Annotated in this window: 14 protein-coding genes and 3 pseudogenes; 16 read left to right on the top strand and 1 reads right to left on the bottom strand. The window is 27.7% G+C overall.

Annotation, left to right across the window (positions count from 1 at the left end):
- Position 1 precedes the first annotated feature (1 nt).
- The 6 genes from CSBG_RS12765 (at position 2) to CSBG_RS12745 (ending at position 6,272) form a co-directional block, all read left to right on the top strand.
- Positions 2–382, top strand: coding sequence for a hypothetical protein (locus CSBG_RS12765; RefSeq protein ID WP_008680126.1), 381 nt, complete (start codon positions 2–4; stop codon positions 380–382).
- Between the two features lie 16 nt (positions 383–398).
- Entirely contained in the window at positions 399–2,060 is a 1,662-nt protein-coding gene (locus CSBG_RS12760) for a DNA primase family protein (RefSeq protein ID WP_008680124.1), read from the top strand.
- Positions 2,061–2,237: 177 nt separating this feature from the next.
- Positions 2,238–2,414, top strand: a complete 177-nt coding sequence (locus CSBG_RS18600) for a hypothetical protein (RefSeq protein ID WP_008680122.1) — start codon at positions 2,238–2,240, stop codon at positions 2,412–2,414.
- Between the two features lie 18 nt (positions 2,415–2,432).
- On the top strand, positions 2,433–4,013 hold the full coding sequence (locus CSBG_RS12755; RefSeq protein WP_008680119.1) for a recombinase family protein: 1,581 nt from the start codon (positions 2,433–2,435) through the stop codon (positions 4,011–4,013).
- Positions 4,014–4,418: 405 nt separating this feature from the next.
- Complete coding sequence (locus CSBG_RS12750; RefSeq protein ID WP_008680117.1) at positions 4,419–4,946, top strand: hypothetical protein; 528 nt, start codon at positions 4,419–4,421, stop codon at positions 4,944–4,946.
- The gene (locus CSBG_RS12745) at positions 4,947–6,272 is read left to right on the top strand and encodes a hypothetical protein (RefSeq protein WP_008680115.1); all 1,326 of its coding nucleotides are present in this window, start codon (positions 4,947–4,949) and stop codon (positions 6,270–6,272) included.
- Positions 6,273–6,353: 81 nt separating this feature from the next.
- On the opposite strand, the pseudogene CSBG_RS18800 reads toward CSBG_RS12745, so the two are convergent.
- A pseudogene (locus tag CSBG_RS18800) lies at positions 6,354–6,762 on the bottom strand (LAGLIDADG family homing endonuclease).
- 369 nt (positions 6,763–7,131) lie between these two features.
- Here CSBG_RS18800 and CSBG_RS12740 point away from each other — a divergent pair.
- The 10 genes and pseudogenes from CSBG_RS12740 to CSBG_RS12705 all read left to right on the top strand — a co-directional run bounded on the left by CSBG_RS12740 (position 7,132) and on the right by CSBG_RS12705 (position 15,376).
- Positions 7,132–7,845 (top strand): annotated as a pseudogene (locus CSBG_RS12740) (DUF434 domain-containing protein).
- A 308-nt stretch (positions 7,846–8,153) separates the two neighbouring features.
- Positions 8,154–8,483 (top strand): annotated as a pseudogene (locus CSBG_RS18070) (ATP-binding cassette domain-containing protein); the annotation flags it as partial.
- 343 nt (positions 8,484–8,826) lie between these two features.
- Positions 8,827–9,480: a 4Fe-4S binding protein gene (locus CSBG_RS12735; protein WP_008680108.1), complete on the top strand. Its 654-nt coding sequence runs from the start codon at positions 8,827–8,829 to the stop codon at positions 9,478–9,480.
- A gap of 132 nt (positions 9,481–9,612) precedes the next feature.
- Complete coding sequence (locus CSBG_RS18985; RefSeq protein WP_268875698.1) at positions 9,613–9,735, top strand: hypothetical protein; 123 nt, start codon at positions 9,613–9,615, stop codon at positions 9,733–9,735.
- 543 nt (positions 9,736–10,278) lie between these two features.
- Positions 10,279–10,509, top strand: coding sequence for a hypothetical protein (locus CSBG_RS12730; protein WP_008680106.1), 231 nt, complete (start codon positions 10,279–10,281; stop codon positions 10,507–10,509).
- 18 nt (positions 10,510–10,527) lie between these two features.
- Positions 10,528–11,292 (top strand): glucose-1-phosphate cytidylyltransferase, encoded by a 765-nt coding sequence (gene rfbF, locus CSBG_RS12725; protein ID WP_008680105.1) that lies wholly within the window; start codon positions 10,528–10,530, stop codon positions 11,290–11,292.
- Entirely contained in the window at positions 11,286–12,266 is a 981-nt protein-coding gene (locus tag CSBG_RS12720) for a GDP-mannose 4,6-dehydratase (RefSeq protein WP_008680104.1), read from the top strand. The genes rfbF and CSBG_RS12720 overlap by 7 nt, the downstream gene beginning before the upstream one ends.
- On the top strand, positions 12,267–13,187 hold the full coding sequence (locus CSBG_RS12715; RefSeq protein WP_235840864.1) for a hypothetical protein: 921 nt from the start codon (positions 12,267–12,269) through the stop codon (positions 13,185–13,187). It abuts the gene before it with no gap.
- 39 nt (positions 13,188–13,226) lie between these two features.
- The gene (locus CSBG_RS12710) at positions 13,227–14,405 is read left to right on the top strand and encodes a glycosyltransferase family 2 protein (protein WP_008680102.1); all 1,179 of its coding nucleotides are present in this window, start codon (positions 13,227–13,229) and stop codon (positions 14,403–14,405) included.
- 32 nt (positions 14,406–14,437) lie between these two features.
- Positions 14,438–15,376 carry a hypothetical protein gene (locus CSBG_RS12705; protein WP_008680101.1) on the top strand — a complete coding sequence of 313 codons (939 nt, stop codon included), beginning with the start codon at positions 14,438–14,440 and terminating at the stop codon, positions 15,374–15,376.
- Positions 15,377–15,499 lie beyond the last annotated feature (123 nt).

The raw sequence follows: 15,499 nt of genomic DNA, 5'->3' as shown, positions 1-15,499 counted from the left end.
AATGATTTTTAGAAATAACAAAGAAGTATTAGGAAAAGCTGGGGCGAGGGCTACTTTAAATGAAGGTGAGTATGAAGCAATAATAAAAAGAATAATTTACTTAAGAGATTGTAAAACAGATTGGGGGTTTAGAGATTTTCTTGAAGTAATTTATAACATTAGTGTTGGAGTTACAGAAAAGGAAAAGAAAGAAAAGATAATGGTATCTCAAGCAGAAAAGTCAAAGTGCTTCAACTTCTTAATGGATGTATATAATGGCAATATTCCAAATGAGATAAACATTGATGAGTTAGCAGGCAAGAAATGTACATTAACTATAAAGCATAATACTGATGAAAAAGGTAATGTGTATGCAAATATAGTAGAAAGAAAATTTAACTAACTTAGGAGGAATTAAAATGTTAATAAAAACATCAGAACAATTAGTAAAAGAGTTTATAATAGAAGAAATTGTAGTTAAGGGATGTCCTGATAACTTATACAAGGTACTAGCTTTAATAGAGCAAATAAAACAATCAGGAAATAGGAGGGCATATGTTAAGCTAAAACAACACTGTGATATTGTAGATGAGAATTTATTCTCATCTATAATGAAAGTATTTTTGAAGGGCATAGATATAAAAAAGGATCAAGTTCAAGATGAAGTAGAGATATCAATTGATGATGCATTGGTAGAAGAGTTAAAAACTATAGTTACTAATAGTAAGGCAATAGCATTGGGATTTTACTATGACGAAAAAAATAAGCTTAGATTAAATACTAACAAGTGTATTTCATATCTAAGAAAGATTGCAGAATTTATTATTAAGCATGGAGTTTTAATGATATATAACCAAAAGGAAGGTATTTTCCAAGAGCTTAATGATGAATTAATGGGAACTATACTAAGGTATCTTATGAATACAGCTATACCAGATAGTTGGAAAAAAGTCTATGAAAGGGATATTATTGATGGGCTAATGAGAGAGGTCCCTAGAGTTGATACTAACATTATAGATGATACATTAATTGCTTTTAATAATGGAGTTTATAATGTTGTAACTAAGAAATTATTACCACATGATAAAAAGTATATGTTTACTAGCAAATCGCCCATAGATTATCTGAAAGATGCAGATTGTCCAATATTTAAAAAGGCAATTAAAGAAATAACATGCAATGATGATGAATTATTATCATGTCTTCAAGAAATATTCGGAAATGCTTTAATTAATAATACTAAGGCTGAAAGGGCATTCTTCTTTACTGGAGTAGGATCTAATGGGAAGAGTTTCTGTTCAGAGGTACTTACTGAAATTGTTGGAGTCAACAATGTTAGTAATATACAACTATCTAAATTCTCCGAAAGGTTTGGAATAGAAGGTATAGTAAGTAAAACACTTAATATTGCAAATGAAAATGAGCTTGGAGGAGCTATTAGCACTGAAAATCTTAAAGCAATAATAAGTGGAGATACAATAAACATTTCAAGAAAATTTAAACAAGCTATCAATTATAAGTCTACAATTAAGTTAATATTCTTATTAAATACATTACCAGATACTTTAGATAATACTCATGGGTATTATAGAAAAATTCTGATAGTTCCATTTAATAGAGTATTTAAACCAGAAGATATTGATAAGAAATTAAAAGAAAAGGTATGCACTGAATTAAGTGGTGTACTTAATTGGTGTCTTGAAGGGGCAGAAAGACTTATTAATAATGATTATAACTTTACAGAAAGTAAAGCTATAGAAAAAGTAACTAAGGCGTATAAGGAAGAACAAAATCCAGTAGAAGCTTATTTAAATGAAGTTCTTGTATATGAAGAGGGGAGTAGTGAAACTAAGAAAGCTGTACTAGATGCATATAAGTCTTGGATAGAGGGTGAAGGTATCTCAGCAAGAGGCTCTGATTCACCGCAAAGATTTTGGAGAGCTTTAAATAACTCTACTAAAATTAATTTAAATTATGAGTTAACTTATAAGAAAATTTCAGGTACCTTATATTTAAGGGACTTTAAAATAGATTACTCTAAATTACCAAAGCAAGAAGTTAAATATACTTTTAGTAATTAGGGGGGATAAGTGGCTAAGGTGGATAAGATTTTTTTCTAGATATGATAATTAATTGATTTAGTTTTTCTTAGATTAAAATTATTGACCACTTAGCCACCTAACCACCTCAAAGTTAGGTGTAATAAATAAGATTAATAAGTATATATCATAATAATGAATACTAAGGAGGAAAATTTAATGAAAGAATGTATTAAAACTACTATAAGCAGAGAAAAGTTATATGAAAGGAATTATACAAGAGATAGTGCAGAAAAAATTAAATATAATCAAGAAGTTAATAGTAGGATAAAATATAATTCTTTAGTTAAAGTATTAGCCTCTATGTATTTAGATTCTCCTAAAGGAGAAGTATAAATATAAGGAGTTGATTTAATGGGACAACCTAATTATCTTGAAATAAAAAGGGCTTGTGCATATATAAGGTATAGTTCTGATAATCAGAGGGATGAAAGCTTAGAAGCTCAAATACGAGCTATAAAGGAGTTTGGTTATGCAAAGGGATATGAGATAGTAAAGGTTTATCAGGATAAAGCTAAGTCAGCCACTACTGATAGAAGACCAGGTTTTCAGCAAATGATTAAGGATAGTGCCAATGATATATTTGATGTAGTAATAGTACACAAGCTAGATAGGTTTTCTAGAGATAAATATGATAGTGCTCAGTATAAAAGAAAATTAAAGCAAAATGGGGTAAAGCTAGTTAGTGTTACTGAAAATCTAGATGATAGTCCAGAGTCGGTTATACTTGAAAGTGTTATTGAAGGTATGGCTGAATATTACAGTAAGAATCTTGCTAGAGAAGTAATGAAAGGAATGAAGGAAACTGCATATCAAGCTAAACATACAGGAGGACTTCCACCTTTAGGCTATGATGTAAATGCAGAAAAGAAATATGTAATAAATGAAAGAGAAGCTGAAAGTGTAAGATTAATATTTGAAATGTACACAGCTAGATATACTCTAAGTCAAATGGTAGACGAATTAAATTCAAGAGGATTTAAAACTAAAGCAGGAGCTATTTTTAAGCACAACAGCATTAATAGTGTTCTTACTAATGAAAAATATACTGGAGTTTATATATTTAATAAATCAGCTAAAAAGGATGCATATGGAAGAAGAAATAGTCATCTTCAGAAAGATCAAAGTGAAATAATTAGAATCGAAGGAGGTATGCCACAAATTATAGATAAGGAACTATACGAAAAAGCTCAAGAAATTCTTAGAAGTAGGAAGAAGTCAAAAGCAGTTAATAAGGCTAAGGAAAGCTATTTATTATCCGGGATAATTAAGTGTGGAGAATGTGGCTATGCTATGTATGGAAATCGTAGACAAGCTAGAAGTAAGCCACTATATGTATCCTATAGATGTGGCTGCAGAAAGCGTACAAGTAGTAATGTATGTAGCAATAAGGAAATAAGAAAGGAGTACATTGAAGAATATGTTCTAGCAGAACTTGAAGAAAGAATATTCAATGATAAATCTATTCCACTATTAGTAGAAGGAATTAATGAGGAGCTAAAGAAACAAAGTGAAGGAGATGAAGATAAAAGAGGAATTATAGAAAAAGAACTTAAAGACATTGAAAAACAAATAGGCAATATAGTAATGGCTATAACGAATGGATTTATCCAAGAAGAGTTTAAGGTTAAGATGGAGGAGCTAAAAGAACGAAAAGCTTACTTAGAAGGTAAGCTAGTGGATATAGAAGCAAGTCAATCAGTTACTAAAGTTACTGAAGAAGATATAAGAGGACTTTTAGCTGGTTTCAAGGAATATGTAGTATCTAAGAATATTCCAGAATGTAAAAATTTCATACAGGACTTTGTTAAAGAAGTCGTAGTATATAAGACCCACGTTGAAGTAATTTTCAACGTGGGTTTTAACTTTATAAAAGATACTTATGTAGATATTAAATCTATAATACCTAGAACAAAGTTATTTTTGGTATTATAAAAATATTTATAGGATTAATAAGACAATTGAGGATCAGGATTTTTATTCAGCCAACTAGAAATTTTATTAGATAGATTATTATTTTGCTTAATAGCAACATTTATTTCTTTATTTCCAAATTTAGAAACTAAGTATAAAAGTTGGGCTATTTCAGTTTCATCAAAATCGTAAAGATGACAGAAGGATGAGAATTTTCCAGAATCTCTTACTCGTACAACTTATTTTATAAAGCGTGTAAGCTCTCTACTGATAAACTCTTTAAGGTTAAATGTATTAATATTATAATTCAAAAAAAAATCACTCCTAAAAATTTTGTTAGGGATAGTATATGTAATTATCAGTTTTACATATAAGGATTTTTATGGTATAATTACCATTATATACATAGATTCTTAGGAGGGAATTATGGCAAAAGGTAAATACACAAGTAAGGAATCATTAAATCCAATCAAAAATATTATTTCTAAAGCAGGAGAAATGACTTCTACAGAAGCTGTAATTAGCAAAAATGATAAAGGATTAAGTGAAGTACTTGCAGCTGCGGCAGGAATGGGGGCTGGTGCTGCTGGTAGTTTTGCAGCTTTAGGAGCATTAGGGATAGCAGGATATAGTGCTGTTGGAATAACAACTGGACTTGCAACAGCAGGAGGAATTGTTGGTGGTGGAATGGTTGCAGGAATAGGTGTATTAGCAGCTCCAATAGCAGTTTTAGGTGTAGGAGGATATGCATTAGTTGCGAATAAGAAAAAGAAGGAATTATTAGTTGAAAAGAAAGCTCTTCTACAAGAGGCTATAAGAAAACAAAATATAATTATTGATAAATTAAAAAATAAAGTTCAATTACAAGAAGAAAAAGCTAGAGAATTAGAATCAATGAATATAATCCTTACAGGAATAATAAATGATTTAAAAGGCGATATAGCGGTAGCATAGATGGCGGATAAATTTAATGAGAATGAAAGAGATTTATTGAATGTTCTAAAATGTAATCAAGATAAAAGTGATAATCTTATTAATAAAGTAGAAGATATCAATAATAACTTAGATGATAGGATAAATGCTACTAGAGAGTTGTTAAAAAGTCTAAATATTGATATTAGCAAATATTCTAATTATAGTAAAATAAAGAATGAATCAAATACAAATAGTGAGAGTGTTTTAGAAAAAACATGGGAAGATATAGTAAGGGATGTTAATGATGAGGGTTATGTTAATACTGGAATAAATGATATTTTAACTAATAAGGAGCAAATGAAAGTTTATCAAAAAATAGATGAGATTAATGAACAATTCTCTAAGGCAACAGGGTTAAATTCCATTGATATTAAATTTTTATTTTTTGCAACAGCATTACAATGCTTGAGACAATATTTAATTTCTAATGATAAGTTTAGATTTGATACTGACAAGGGCGGGGATAACTTTATAGGTAAATTTGTACCAAGAAAATATGAAGATATATTGTTGGGTTCTGTACCTTATGATGCAGTAAGAAAAGCTGAAGGGTATAAAGACCAAAATACAGGGATTAGTGGTGCAAACCATAGATATATGGCTTTAGGACACGATCCTTTACTAGGATGGATTTTTGGAACGTTAAATATTATGACGAATACATTAACTAAGAATTCACCGTTATTGACAACATATATTGTAAAAGCACATCCAACTACAGGTAATTATACTCAAATAGGAGAAAGTGTTTTAATATCAGAGGTGTTTATAAATGGAGTTAATTTGGCTAAAAATGATTATAAGTTATTAGCAGTTTCTGTAATTAGACAAGCATTGCATTTGGGGGCAGATGCATTCACTAAGATGGGTTTACCAATACCAATTATCAATACCATCTCACCAGATTTAAGCTCAAAATTATTAAGTGAAAATTTTAGAATTGATGTATATAGTGTTAGCAGAGGCATAATGCTATCTACACTAATAAATTCAATAATTTCAGTTATTCATGGATTATTCTATGATAAAAAAGTAGATATTAAAAGAGATTTGTATGAAGTTAGAACAAGAAAGATATTAAGTTATTCGAATGCATTAGCTACATCAAGCAATATTATTTATACGGCAATTACAAAGAATTTTACAAGATTAGATGTAGGTGGAGCAGTTGTAACACTTTATAGACTAATAACTGATTATTCATTTATTAGTAAAGTAAAATATGAGTTTATAAATGAAATACTAGATAATGAATTAAGACAAGAGATCGAAAAGATAGATGATATGTATAATGAATTAGTATAGAAGAAAATGTAAGTCGAGGGTACTAATAGTAACGCCTCGCCTCCACCATGAAAAGCTCCACGATACAACTATCGTGGAGCTTTACTTTATACCAATAAACTCCTCATAAAACGCCTCTTTCACAGTCAACATTTCTTCCGTATAGTACCCATTTCTAGGAGTAACAGATTTATATTTACTTATAATTAATTCAGCTCTTTTTTTCTTAGTGTTAATTATTAAATACGGATATATCCTTTAGTAATTGAATAGCATCATTTATTCTTAAAACATAACTATAGCAATCTTTATGTTTTTCTATATTATAATTTTTCTTAGAAATGACTCTTCCTTTTCCTACAGTATCTTTTATCTATTCTAATAATTCTAATGTTGTTGAAGCAATCGATACACAAGGGGATGGGTGTTCATTTTTATGTATTCTTTATAACATTACACTACCTTCACCATCAATAATTCCAGCAATATAGGCTTTTTCAGTTTCAGTCATAAAATCACCTTTTCTTTAGCTAATATCTTCATAAAGATATTTTGTGACTTTTAGCAAAAAATATTATATTAATTACAAATTAAATCAAGAACTTCAGTTGAAAGTGAAATAGGCTAAAGATTATTAATAAAGCAAATAAATCAATTATAACTTAAATAAAAATGTAGTTACCTTATCTAAGAATGCAGTAACTACAAAATTAGTAGGATAATAATCTTATTATAAAAGATAAATGTAGTTACTTTATTTTAGAATACGGTAACTACATTTTTATTTTTATATTAAAGGTATATGTATTTTAATACTAATCCGTCTAATAATATTAATAAATAAAATATTAATGTTTAAGGAATCAATAAGTAAGTAATTATGAGTAAAATAACTAGAAGAGGTTATGTACCTACAGATGAAAAAGAATTTAGAAATGAAAATTTAAATAAATTATATGAAGCATCGGAGGATTTATTGTATCTTTTAAATAGAGGATACAAAATTAAAGGAACTTCAACTTTTATAGGTAATCATTATTTGTTATCTGAAAGGCAAAGACTTGCATTGGTTAGAGGAATATCTAGATATGATGATGTTATAAAAAGAAAGTCTAAGGAAATTACTAATATTTCAAATATTGAAGAAGTACATATAGATGGGTTTAATACAATAATAACTTTAGAGGTTGCTTTATCTAATTCTTTAATTATTAAGTCTATGGACGAAACAATAAGAGATTTAGCAGGACTTAGAGGGACTTATTCAGTTATAGATAAAACTGAAGTTGCAATTAAGTTAATAGGTGAATTTTTATTAGAGCATAAAATTAAAAAAGCTATATTTTATTTAGATAAGCCAGTTTCTAATTCTGGTAGATTAAAAATGAAGATTCTGGAGATGCTTGAAGGTTTAGAATTTTAAATTGAAGTATGGAATATTGATAATGTGGATAACGTTTTAAAATCAAAAGAAAATGTGGTATCTAGTGATGCAATAATTATTGATAGTTGTATTAGTTGGATTAATTTAAATATGTATATTATGAAAAATAAGATAGCAAATGACAACTGCATAGATTTTACTAAGTTATAGTATGTTTGTTGGCTACAACTATAATACAAGAAGGTATCCAATATGGATACTAGTAGTTTAGAACATAGCAAATAGAATTGTAAATATCACATAGTTTTGCATCAAAGTATAGAAGACAAATAATTTATGTGGATATATTAGGGTGATTTTTTCATGGGTCTTTAGCAAAGGGAATAAATTAAATAGTATAATATAAAATAAAAAGTATTAAATAAAAAAGGGTATGAATTGGAAGCGGAAAGAGCAGAAGCTTCTTTTATGGGGAATATTTCAGATGGATTTAATACTCTTTTAGGTAGAGGAGGGTTAACTTATCAGGAGGACAAAAGCAAAGAATTTCTATTGCACGTGGAATTATTAAGGATTTTAAAATTATTATTTTAGATGAGGCAACTAGTAGTGTTGATACTAAGACAGAAAAGGATATTCAAAATGCTTTAGTTCGATTAATGAAAAATAGAACCAGCTTCTTAATTGCTCATAGACTTTCTACCATTAGAGATGCGGATAATATTATGGTTATTGATGATGGCAAAATACTTGAAAGTGGAGATCATAAAACTTTAATGGAGAATAAGGGGAATTACTTCCAAATGATAATAAGTCATATTGGAAAGTTAAATATTGGAAATGAATAAATTATATAGTAAGAATTAGAAGTAAAAAGTTAGAAACTTTATATAAAATAGAGTTTCTAACTTTTTATTATTTATTGATAGGAGTGCTTATTTTCTATATAAGAATCCTTGCACTATAATAGCTAAAAATATAGAAGAAAGTTTTTATTTAATAGGAAAAGATAAAAATGCTATTGTAAAAATATATTATAGCTAGTGGTAAGATAGAAGCCCCTTCTCCATTAGATACGTGGAAAATAATAAATGTATCTAAATAGATATGTAATAAAGTCACAGAAGGATATATATTAATCTGTATAATTAAATAGTAAAACTGTCATAAATAAATTTAAGGGGGATATGCATGAGCAGTTTAATTAAAATTTGGAAAAAGTGGTCGTATGTAATTCTAATAACTTTTTTGATTTTGGGTATGTTTGATTTTAGAATTGGATTGATTGCATCAATTTGTATGGTTGCACCTATAATAGTTGCTACATTTAGAGGGAGATTTTGGTGTGGAAATTTATGTCCTAGGGGAAGCTTTTATGATAATGTAGTATCTAAGTTTAGTAATAAAAAGAAAGTTCCTAAATTTATTAAATCAGTATATTTCAGACTAGTTGCTATAGCACTAATGCTTACTGTATTTACTACTGGTATGATAAAAAACTGGGGGAATTTATATGGAATGGGATTTGTAATATACAGACTTATAGTAATAACAACTATTATAGGTTTAATATTAGCTCCATTTTACAATGAAAGAGCATGGTGTAATTTTTGCCCAATGGGAAGTATAGCTGCATTTATATCAAAATTTAGAAATAAGCAGAATAAAAATATTTTATTAAGCATTAATGATGCTTGTGTATCATGTAAGTTATGTACAAAAACGTGTCCTATGGGAATAAACGTTCATGAATATAAGAATGAAAGTATAACTTATTATGATTGCATACAATGTGGTAGGTGTGTAAATAAATGTCCTAAAAAATCTATAGGATATAAAAAATAAAAATATATAAATTCTTTAAGTGGAGTGTACTTTTTATAAGTAATTCCTAACATTAAGAGATTTAGAGTTATACAAAAGGTTAGAGAATTCTGCAGAGAAAATGATATTCAAGTTGAAGCTTGGTCACCTTTAATGGCTGGAAATGGATTGTTAGAAAATGAGAGATTAAAAGAAATAGCTAATAAGTACAATAAAACAGCAGCACAAGTAAGTACTATGTTGGGATTTACAAAGTCGAATAGTAACTATCCATAAATCTACAAATGAAAGAAGATTAATTGAAAATATAGATATATTTGATTTTAATATGAGTGACGATGATATGGAAAAGATAGATAGCTTAAATAAAGATTTAAGAGTAGGACGAGACCAAGATAATTTTGATTTCTAATTTATAATTAATAGAGTGTGGCTAAATTATTTATAGTTACTTGAAATTATTAATTAGTAATGGAACAAAGGGAATATTAAGTAATAGGTTTTGAAGTAAATAACACAAAACAAGAACCGTACAGATTTTTCTGTACGGTTTTTTTCGTTTTATCACTTTTGATTAAACCCATTATATTTTTAAGAGTTGTGACTTTTCCATATACATTACTGTATCCAGGAAATTACTTCATAGTTCAAGTAATAATCTATAAGTTCAAAAGAAGTCTCTTGTCAATTTACCAAGAAATTTTATGATTTTGTTTTAGAGAGGACTCTATATTTAAATCTAAGACATCAAAATCAGTAGCACAATAAATGTTCATGAATAATATATATTATGAAAACCGATAAGGATAGGTAAGTAAAATGAAAGTAAAGATATTAAAAGGTACAAGTCCAAAAAAATTGGAATGTGAAATTAATGAGTTTATAAAAGATAAATGTATTATAAATATAAGTCATGAGATAGTTACTTCAAATATGTATGATAGGTGTGTAATTACTTTGGTAGTTATAATTTTATACGATGAATACAAGAATTGTGGATATTCAGATCTTGATTCAATACTAGATTTGAAAAATAAAAAAACTAATTAAGATAATGGAGGGCAAAAGATGAAAGTTGTTATACTTGCTGGAGGAAAAGGAATTAGAATGAGTCAGTTAACAATGAATATTCCCAAACCTTTATGTGAGGTTGGGGGTATGCCTATAGTATGGCACATAATGAAAATATATAGTCATTATGGATTTAATGACTATATGTTTTTGTTAGGCTATAAAGGGGAAAAAATAAAAGAATATTTTATAGATTATTCATGGAAGACTAGAAGTTTTCTTTTAGATATGAAAAGTGGAGATATTAATATAGATTCTGAACCAGAACCATGGAGGATAAACTTCATTGATACAGGTATTGAAACTATGACAGGTGGAAGATTAAAAAAAGCTCAAAAGTATATTGGAAATGAAACATTTATGTTAACTTATGGAGATGGGCTAGCTGACATAAATATAGATGAATTAATAAAATTTCATAAAGAGCAAGGGAAAATAGCAACAGTTACAGGAATATATAAGAAAAGCCAGTATGGAATTTTAAGTGTAGAAGATGGATTAGCTAAGTCTTTTGAGGAAAAAAAGAATATTGATGAAATAATAAATGGCGGATTTTTTGTTTTTGAACCAGAAATATTTGACTATTTAGAAAACGATACAACATGCGTTTTAGAACAAAATCCATTAAAAAAATTAGTTAAAGATAATCAATTAGCAGTATATATTCATAATGGATTTTGGACTGCTATGGACACTTTAAATGATATAAATAATGTAAATAAAATTTGGAACGAAGGAAAAGGAGCGTGGAAAATATGGTAAGTACGTTTTGGAATAATAAAAATGTTTTTATAACTGGTGGCACTGGATTTTTAGGAAGTTACTTAGTTAAAAAACTAGTAAACTATGGAGCTAATGTAACTATCTTAGTAAGAGATTATATACCACAATCAAATATATATCGAGGAGAAGAATATAAAAAGGTTAATGTTGTACACGGTACCTTAGAAGATTATTTATTAATAGAAAGGACACTTGGAGAATATGAAATAGATACAGTATTTCATTTAGCTGCTCAGGCCATTGTTGGAGTTGCAAATAGAAATCCACTTGGAACTTTTAAATCTAATATAGAAGGAACTTGGAATATACTTGAGGCAGCAAGAAAAAGTCCATTAATTAAACGAGTAATAGTAGCATCTAGTGATAAAGCTTATGGAGATCAAGAAAAACTTCCATATGATGAAAATATGCCGCTTCAAGGAAAGCACCCTTATGATGTTTCAAAAAGTTGTGCAGATTTAATTGCTCAAACTTATTATGAAACTTACAAATTGCCAGTATGTATTACAAGATGTGGAAATCTTTATGGTGGTGGAGATTTAAATTTCAATAGAATCATTCCACAAAGTATCCAATCTATATTAAATAATAAAGCTCCAGTAATAAGAAGTGATGGAAGTTTTATTCGTGATTATTTTTATATAGAGGATGCAGTAGATGCATATATTAATTTAGCTGAAAAGGTTGTTGAACTTAATTTAGGGGGACAAGCTTTTAATTTTAGTAATGAAATACAATTAACAGTTTTAGAGCTAGTTAATAAAATATTGAAGATTATGGGAAGTAGCATGAAGCCTATAATATTAAATCAAGGAAGTAACGAAATAATACATCAATATTTATCAGCAAAGAAAGCAAGAACTATATTAGGATGGAGTCCCAATTATACGATTGATGAAGGTCTAAGTAAAACTATAGAATGGTATAAGGATTTCCTTAAAAAGGAGATATAAATGATGCAAAATAGTGTTTTTTGTATGGTTGTATCAAGAACTAGATTAATTCAGGCAATTGCATGTTTTTTATCTTTATATAAAAATATGGATAACTTTAAAGTATATATCCTTTGTGTAGATGAAAAATGCTATGAATTTCTTAAAGAAATAAATTCAGATAAAATAGTGTTAGTAACAATTGCTGAATTAAATAGAGAAGATTTGTTAGCAATTAAGGCTTCGAGAAAATTAAACCAATATTGTTGGACATTAAAACCTGGTTTTATAAAGCATATATTTACTTTAGATGATTCAATTAATAGAGTAACCTATATAGATTCAGATTTATTCTTTTATCAAAATCCTAATGTAATATTTGAAAATCAACCAGATGCTTCCGTTTTACTATCTAGTGGAGAAATATTTTTGCCTATGTATTCGAAAGAATTTAATCAAACTATGCAAACTCTCACTGGAAATTTTAACTCAGGGTTTATTAGCTTTAAAAAAGATATTAACGGATTACAGTGTGTTAATTGGTGGGATAAAATGTGTGTAGATAGTTGTACTTCAAATCCAGAAGATAATAAATTTGGAGATCAAAAATATCTTGATGATATGCCATTCCTGTTTAATAATGTTTACGAAATAACAACTCAAGGAATAAATATAGGACATTGGAATTATTTGAAATATAAGTTTACAGTTTCAAATGATAATGTAATGGTTAATAATAACAAATTGATATTTTATCACTTTAGTGGATTTAGAATAATTAGCAAATATGATATTAGGCAGGTTCATGAAGAAGATAGAGTGAATATACCATTTATTTACCAAATATATAAAAGAGCACTTGGAAAAATTATTGATGATGTTGAAAAGATAGATCCAAATTTTAAGGAATATATTACAGTAGCTGCTGTTGATGATAATTAAAAAAGAAATCTGTTAAGAGTAAGGAGGGAAGAAAAATATATGAAAGCAAGTGTTATAATACCATCATATAATTCTAAAGAGCGATTATACTACAATCTTATATCCTTAAATAATCAAGAGTGTGACTTCAATATTTTTGAAGTTATTGTAGTTGATAATGGATCTATCGATAATACTCTAGAAATGTTAGAAAATTTTAATGCTAAATTTGCCTTTAAATTTGTGAGACTTGAAAAAAATAGAGGAATTGCTCGTGGAAGAAATGAAGGCATAAAAAGAGCAGTTGGTGATATTTTAATATTTCATGATAGTGACATGATAGCTAGTAAAGATTTTATAACTAGGCATTTAAAACATCATGAAGAAAAAGATATAGTTGTATGTGGAGTTCCATGGAAAAGAATTTTTACTTTTTATTATAAAGAATTAGCTTCAAGCATTGAAAATTATTTAGATCAAACTGTGCCTAAACAAGATGAAAAGCTTAATATGGTAGATAAGTCTCCATTAATAGATGTTGAATCAATAATTGATGGAAGTTATATAAATAAGTCTTTTGACTTAGATGCAGAATTTATGAGAGGGCTAAAAAATATATTAAAAAATCATAATGAAGAATTAAAAGATTATCGTCTGCCATGGAGATTTTTTATAACTAATAATGCTTCAGCAGAAAGAAACAGAGTAATAGAAGTGGGAATGTTTGATGAAAGTATAGTTGGATATGGATTTGAAGATTATGATTTAGGAATAAGGCTATATAAATCTGGGAGCAAATTTATATTTGATAAAAATATATTAAATGTTCATCAAGAACACCCTACAAATATTAATATACCTGAAACACGTGAAAATATAAATTATATATGTGAAAAATACAATAATAATTATTTTTTAGATGTGATATTAGTTTGTACCTCTGGTATAACATCAATTAATGATTATGATTTTAATGAATTAACTAAAGATATAAATAACATGATATCTGTAAGCTATTTCAAACCTCTTTTAGATATATTTTTAGAATTACTTCAGACATGTAGACGTCGCGACGTTAGAGAGGATTTTATAAGTATAAATAAAGTTATTCCAACTATAGATACTGATGTAAACAAATTAATTATGGAAATTAAAATTTTAAGAGATAAATTTGGAATTAAACACTTTACAGAAGCCATGTTAGCTTTAATAAGAGACGTTTATAATGTTTATTATTAAATTTTAAAAATATACTGAAGAGGAGGGTAGGTATGAGTAAATATCATTTATCAATGATTTTATCGGAATCAAATTTATTTAAATTAATACCAATGTATATTTCTTTAGAAAACTGTTGTAGTGATTTTAAGTTATTTATTCTATGTATGAATGATTCTGTTTACCATATACTAAATAAAATAGGCTTTAAAAATATTGTTTTAGTACAATTAAAGGATGTAGAGGAAAATAATTATGATTTAGAAATGGCTAAGTCTAATAGAATATTTCATGAATATTGTTGGACACTAAAACCTATATTTTTATATTATGTAATTAATAAATATGACAATGCGAAATATTATGCACATGTAGATGCAGATTTATTCTTTTTTTCTGACTTAGATTATATTTTTAATGAGAATCCTGATGCATCAATTTTTCTAATAGATCATAGAAACTCAGAAGAGTTTAAGATGTATTATGAATTAAGTGGATTATATAATACAGGATTTGTAGGATTTAAAAATAATGATGAAGCAAAAGCTGCACTTAGGCTTTGGGGAGATAGGTGCTTAAAGAAATGTACAGTTGAATATGATGTAGCTAATAAAACTTTTGGAGACCAACGGTATGTAGAAGATTGGCCTAGTATATTTAAAAATGTGCATATAATAAACTCTATTGGAGCAAATGTTGCATTGTGGAATATAAAAAGTTATAAAGTTTCAAAAAAGAATAATGTTGTTTATGTAGATGATTCACCTCTATTATTTTACCATTTTTCTGGTGTACTGTTATTGGGATCAAGAGAATTTGATTTATGCCCTTATTATCATATAGAGGATGAGAACTTAATAAAATATATATATGATCCTTATGTTAGATGGCTTTCACAATCAATAGAAAATGTAACTAAAGAGTTTCCATGGTTTAATGCAGGATTTGTTGATAAAGCGAATATTGTGAATTTGCATAACTATAAAATATAATTAATATAAATTAGAAAAATAAAATAGAAAATTATATTGTAGGTAAGAATTAATAAAAAAGATGGTAGGGTTACGAATAGTTATGCCTCGCCTTCACCATTGAAGTCCACGATAGAAATGTCG

The organism is Clostridium sp. 7_2_43FAA, assembly GCF_000158375.2.
Classification (GTDB): domain Bacteria; phylum Bacillota; class Clostridia; order Clostridiales; family Clostridiaceae; genus Clostridium; species Clostridium tertium.
This window is presented reverse-complemented; position numbering and strand designations above follow the sequence as displayed.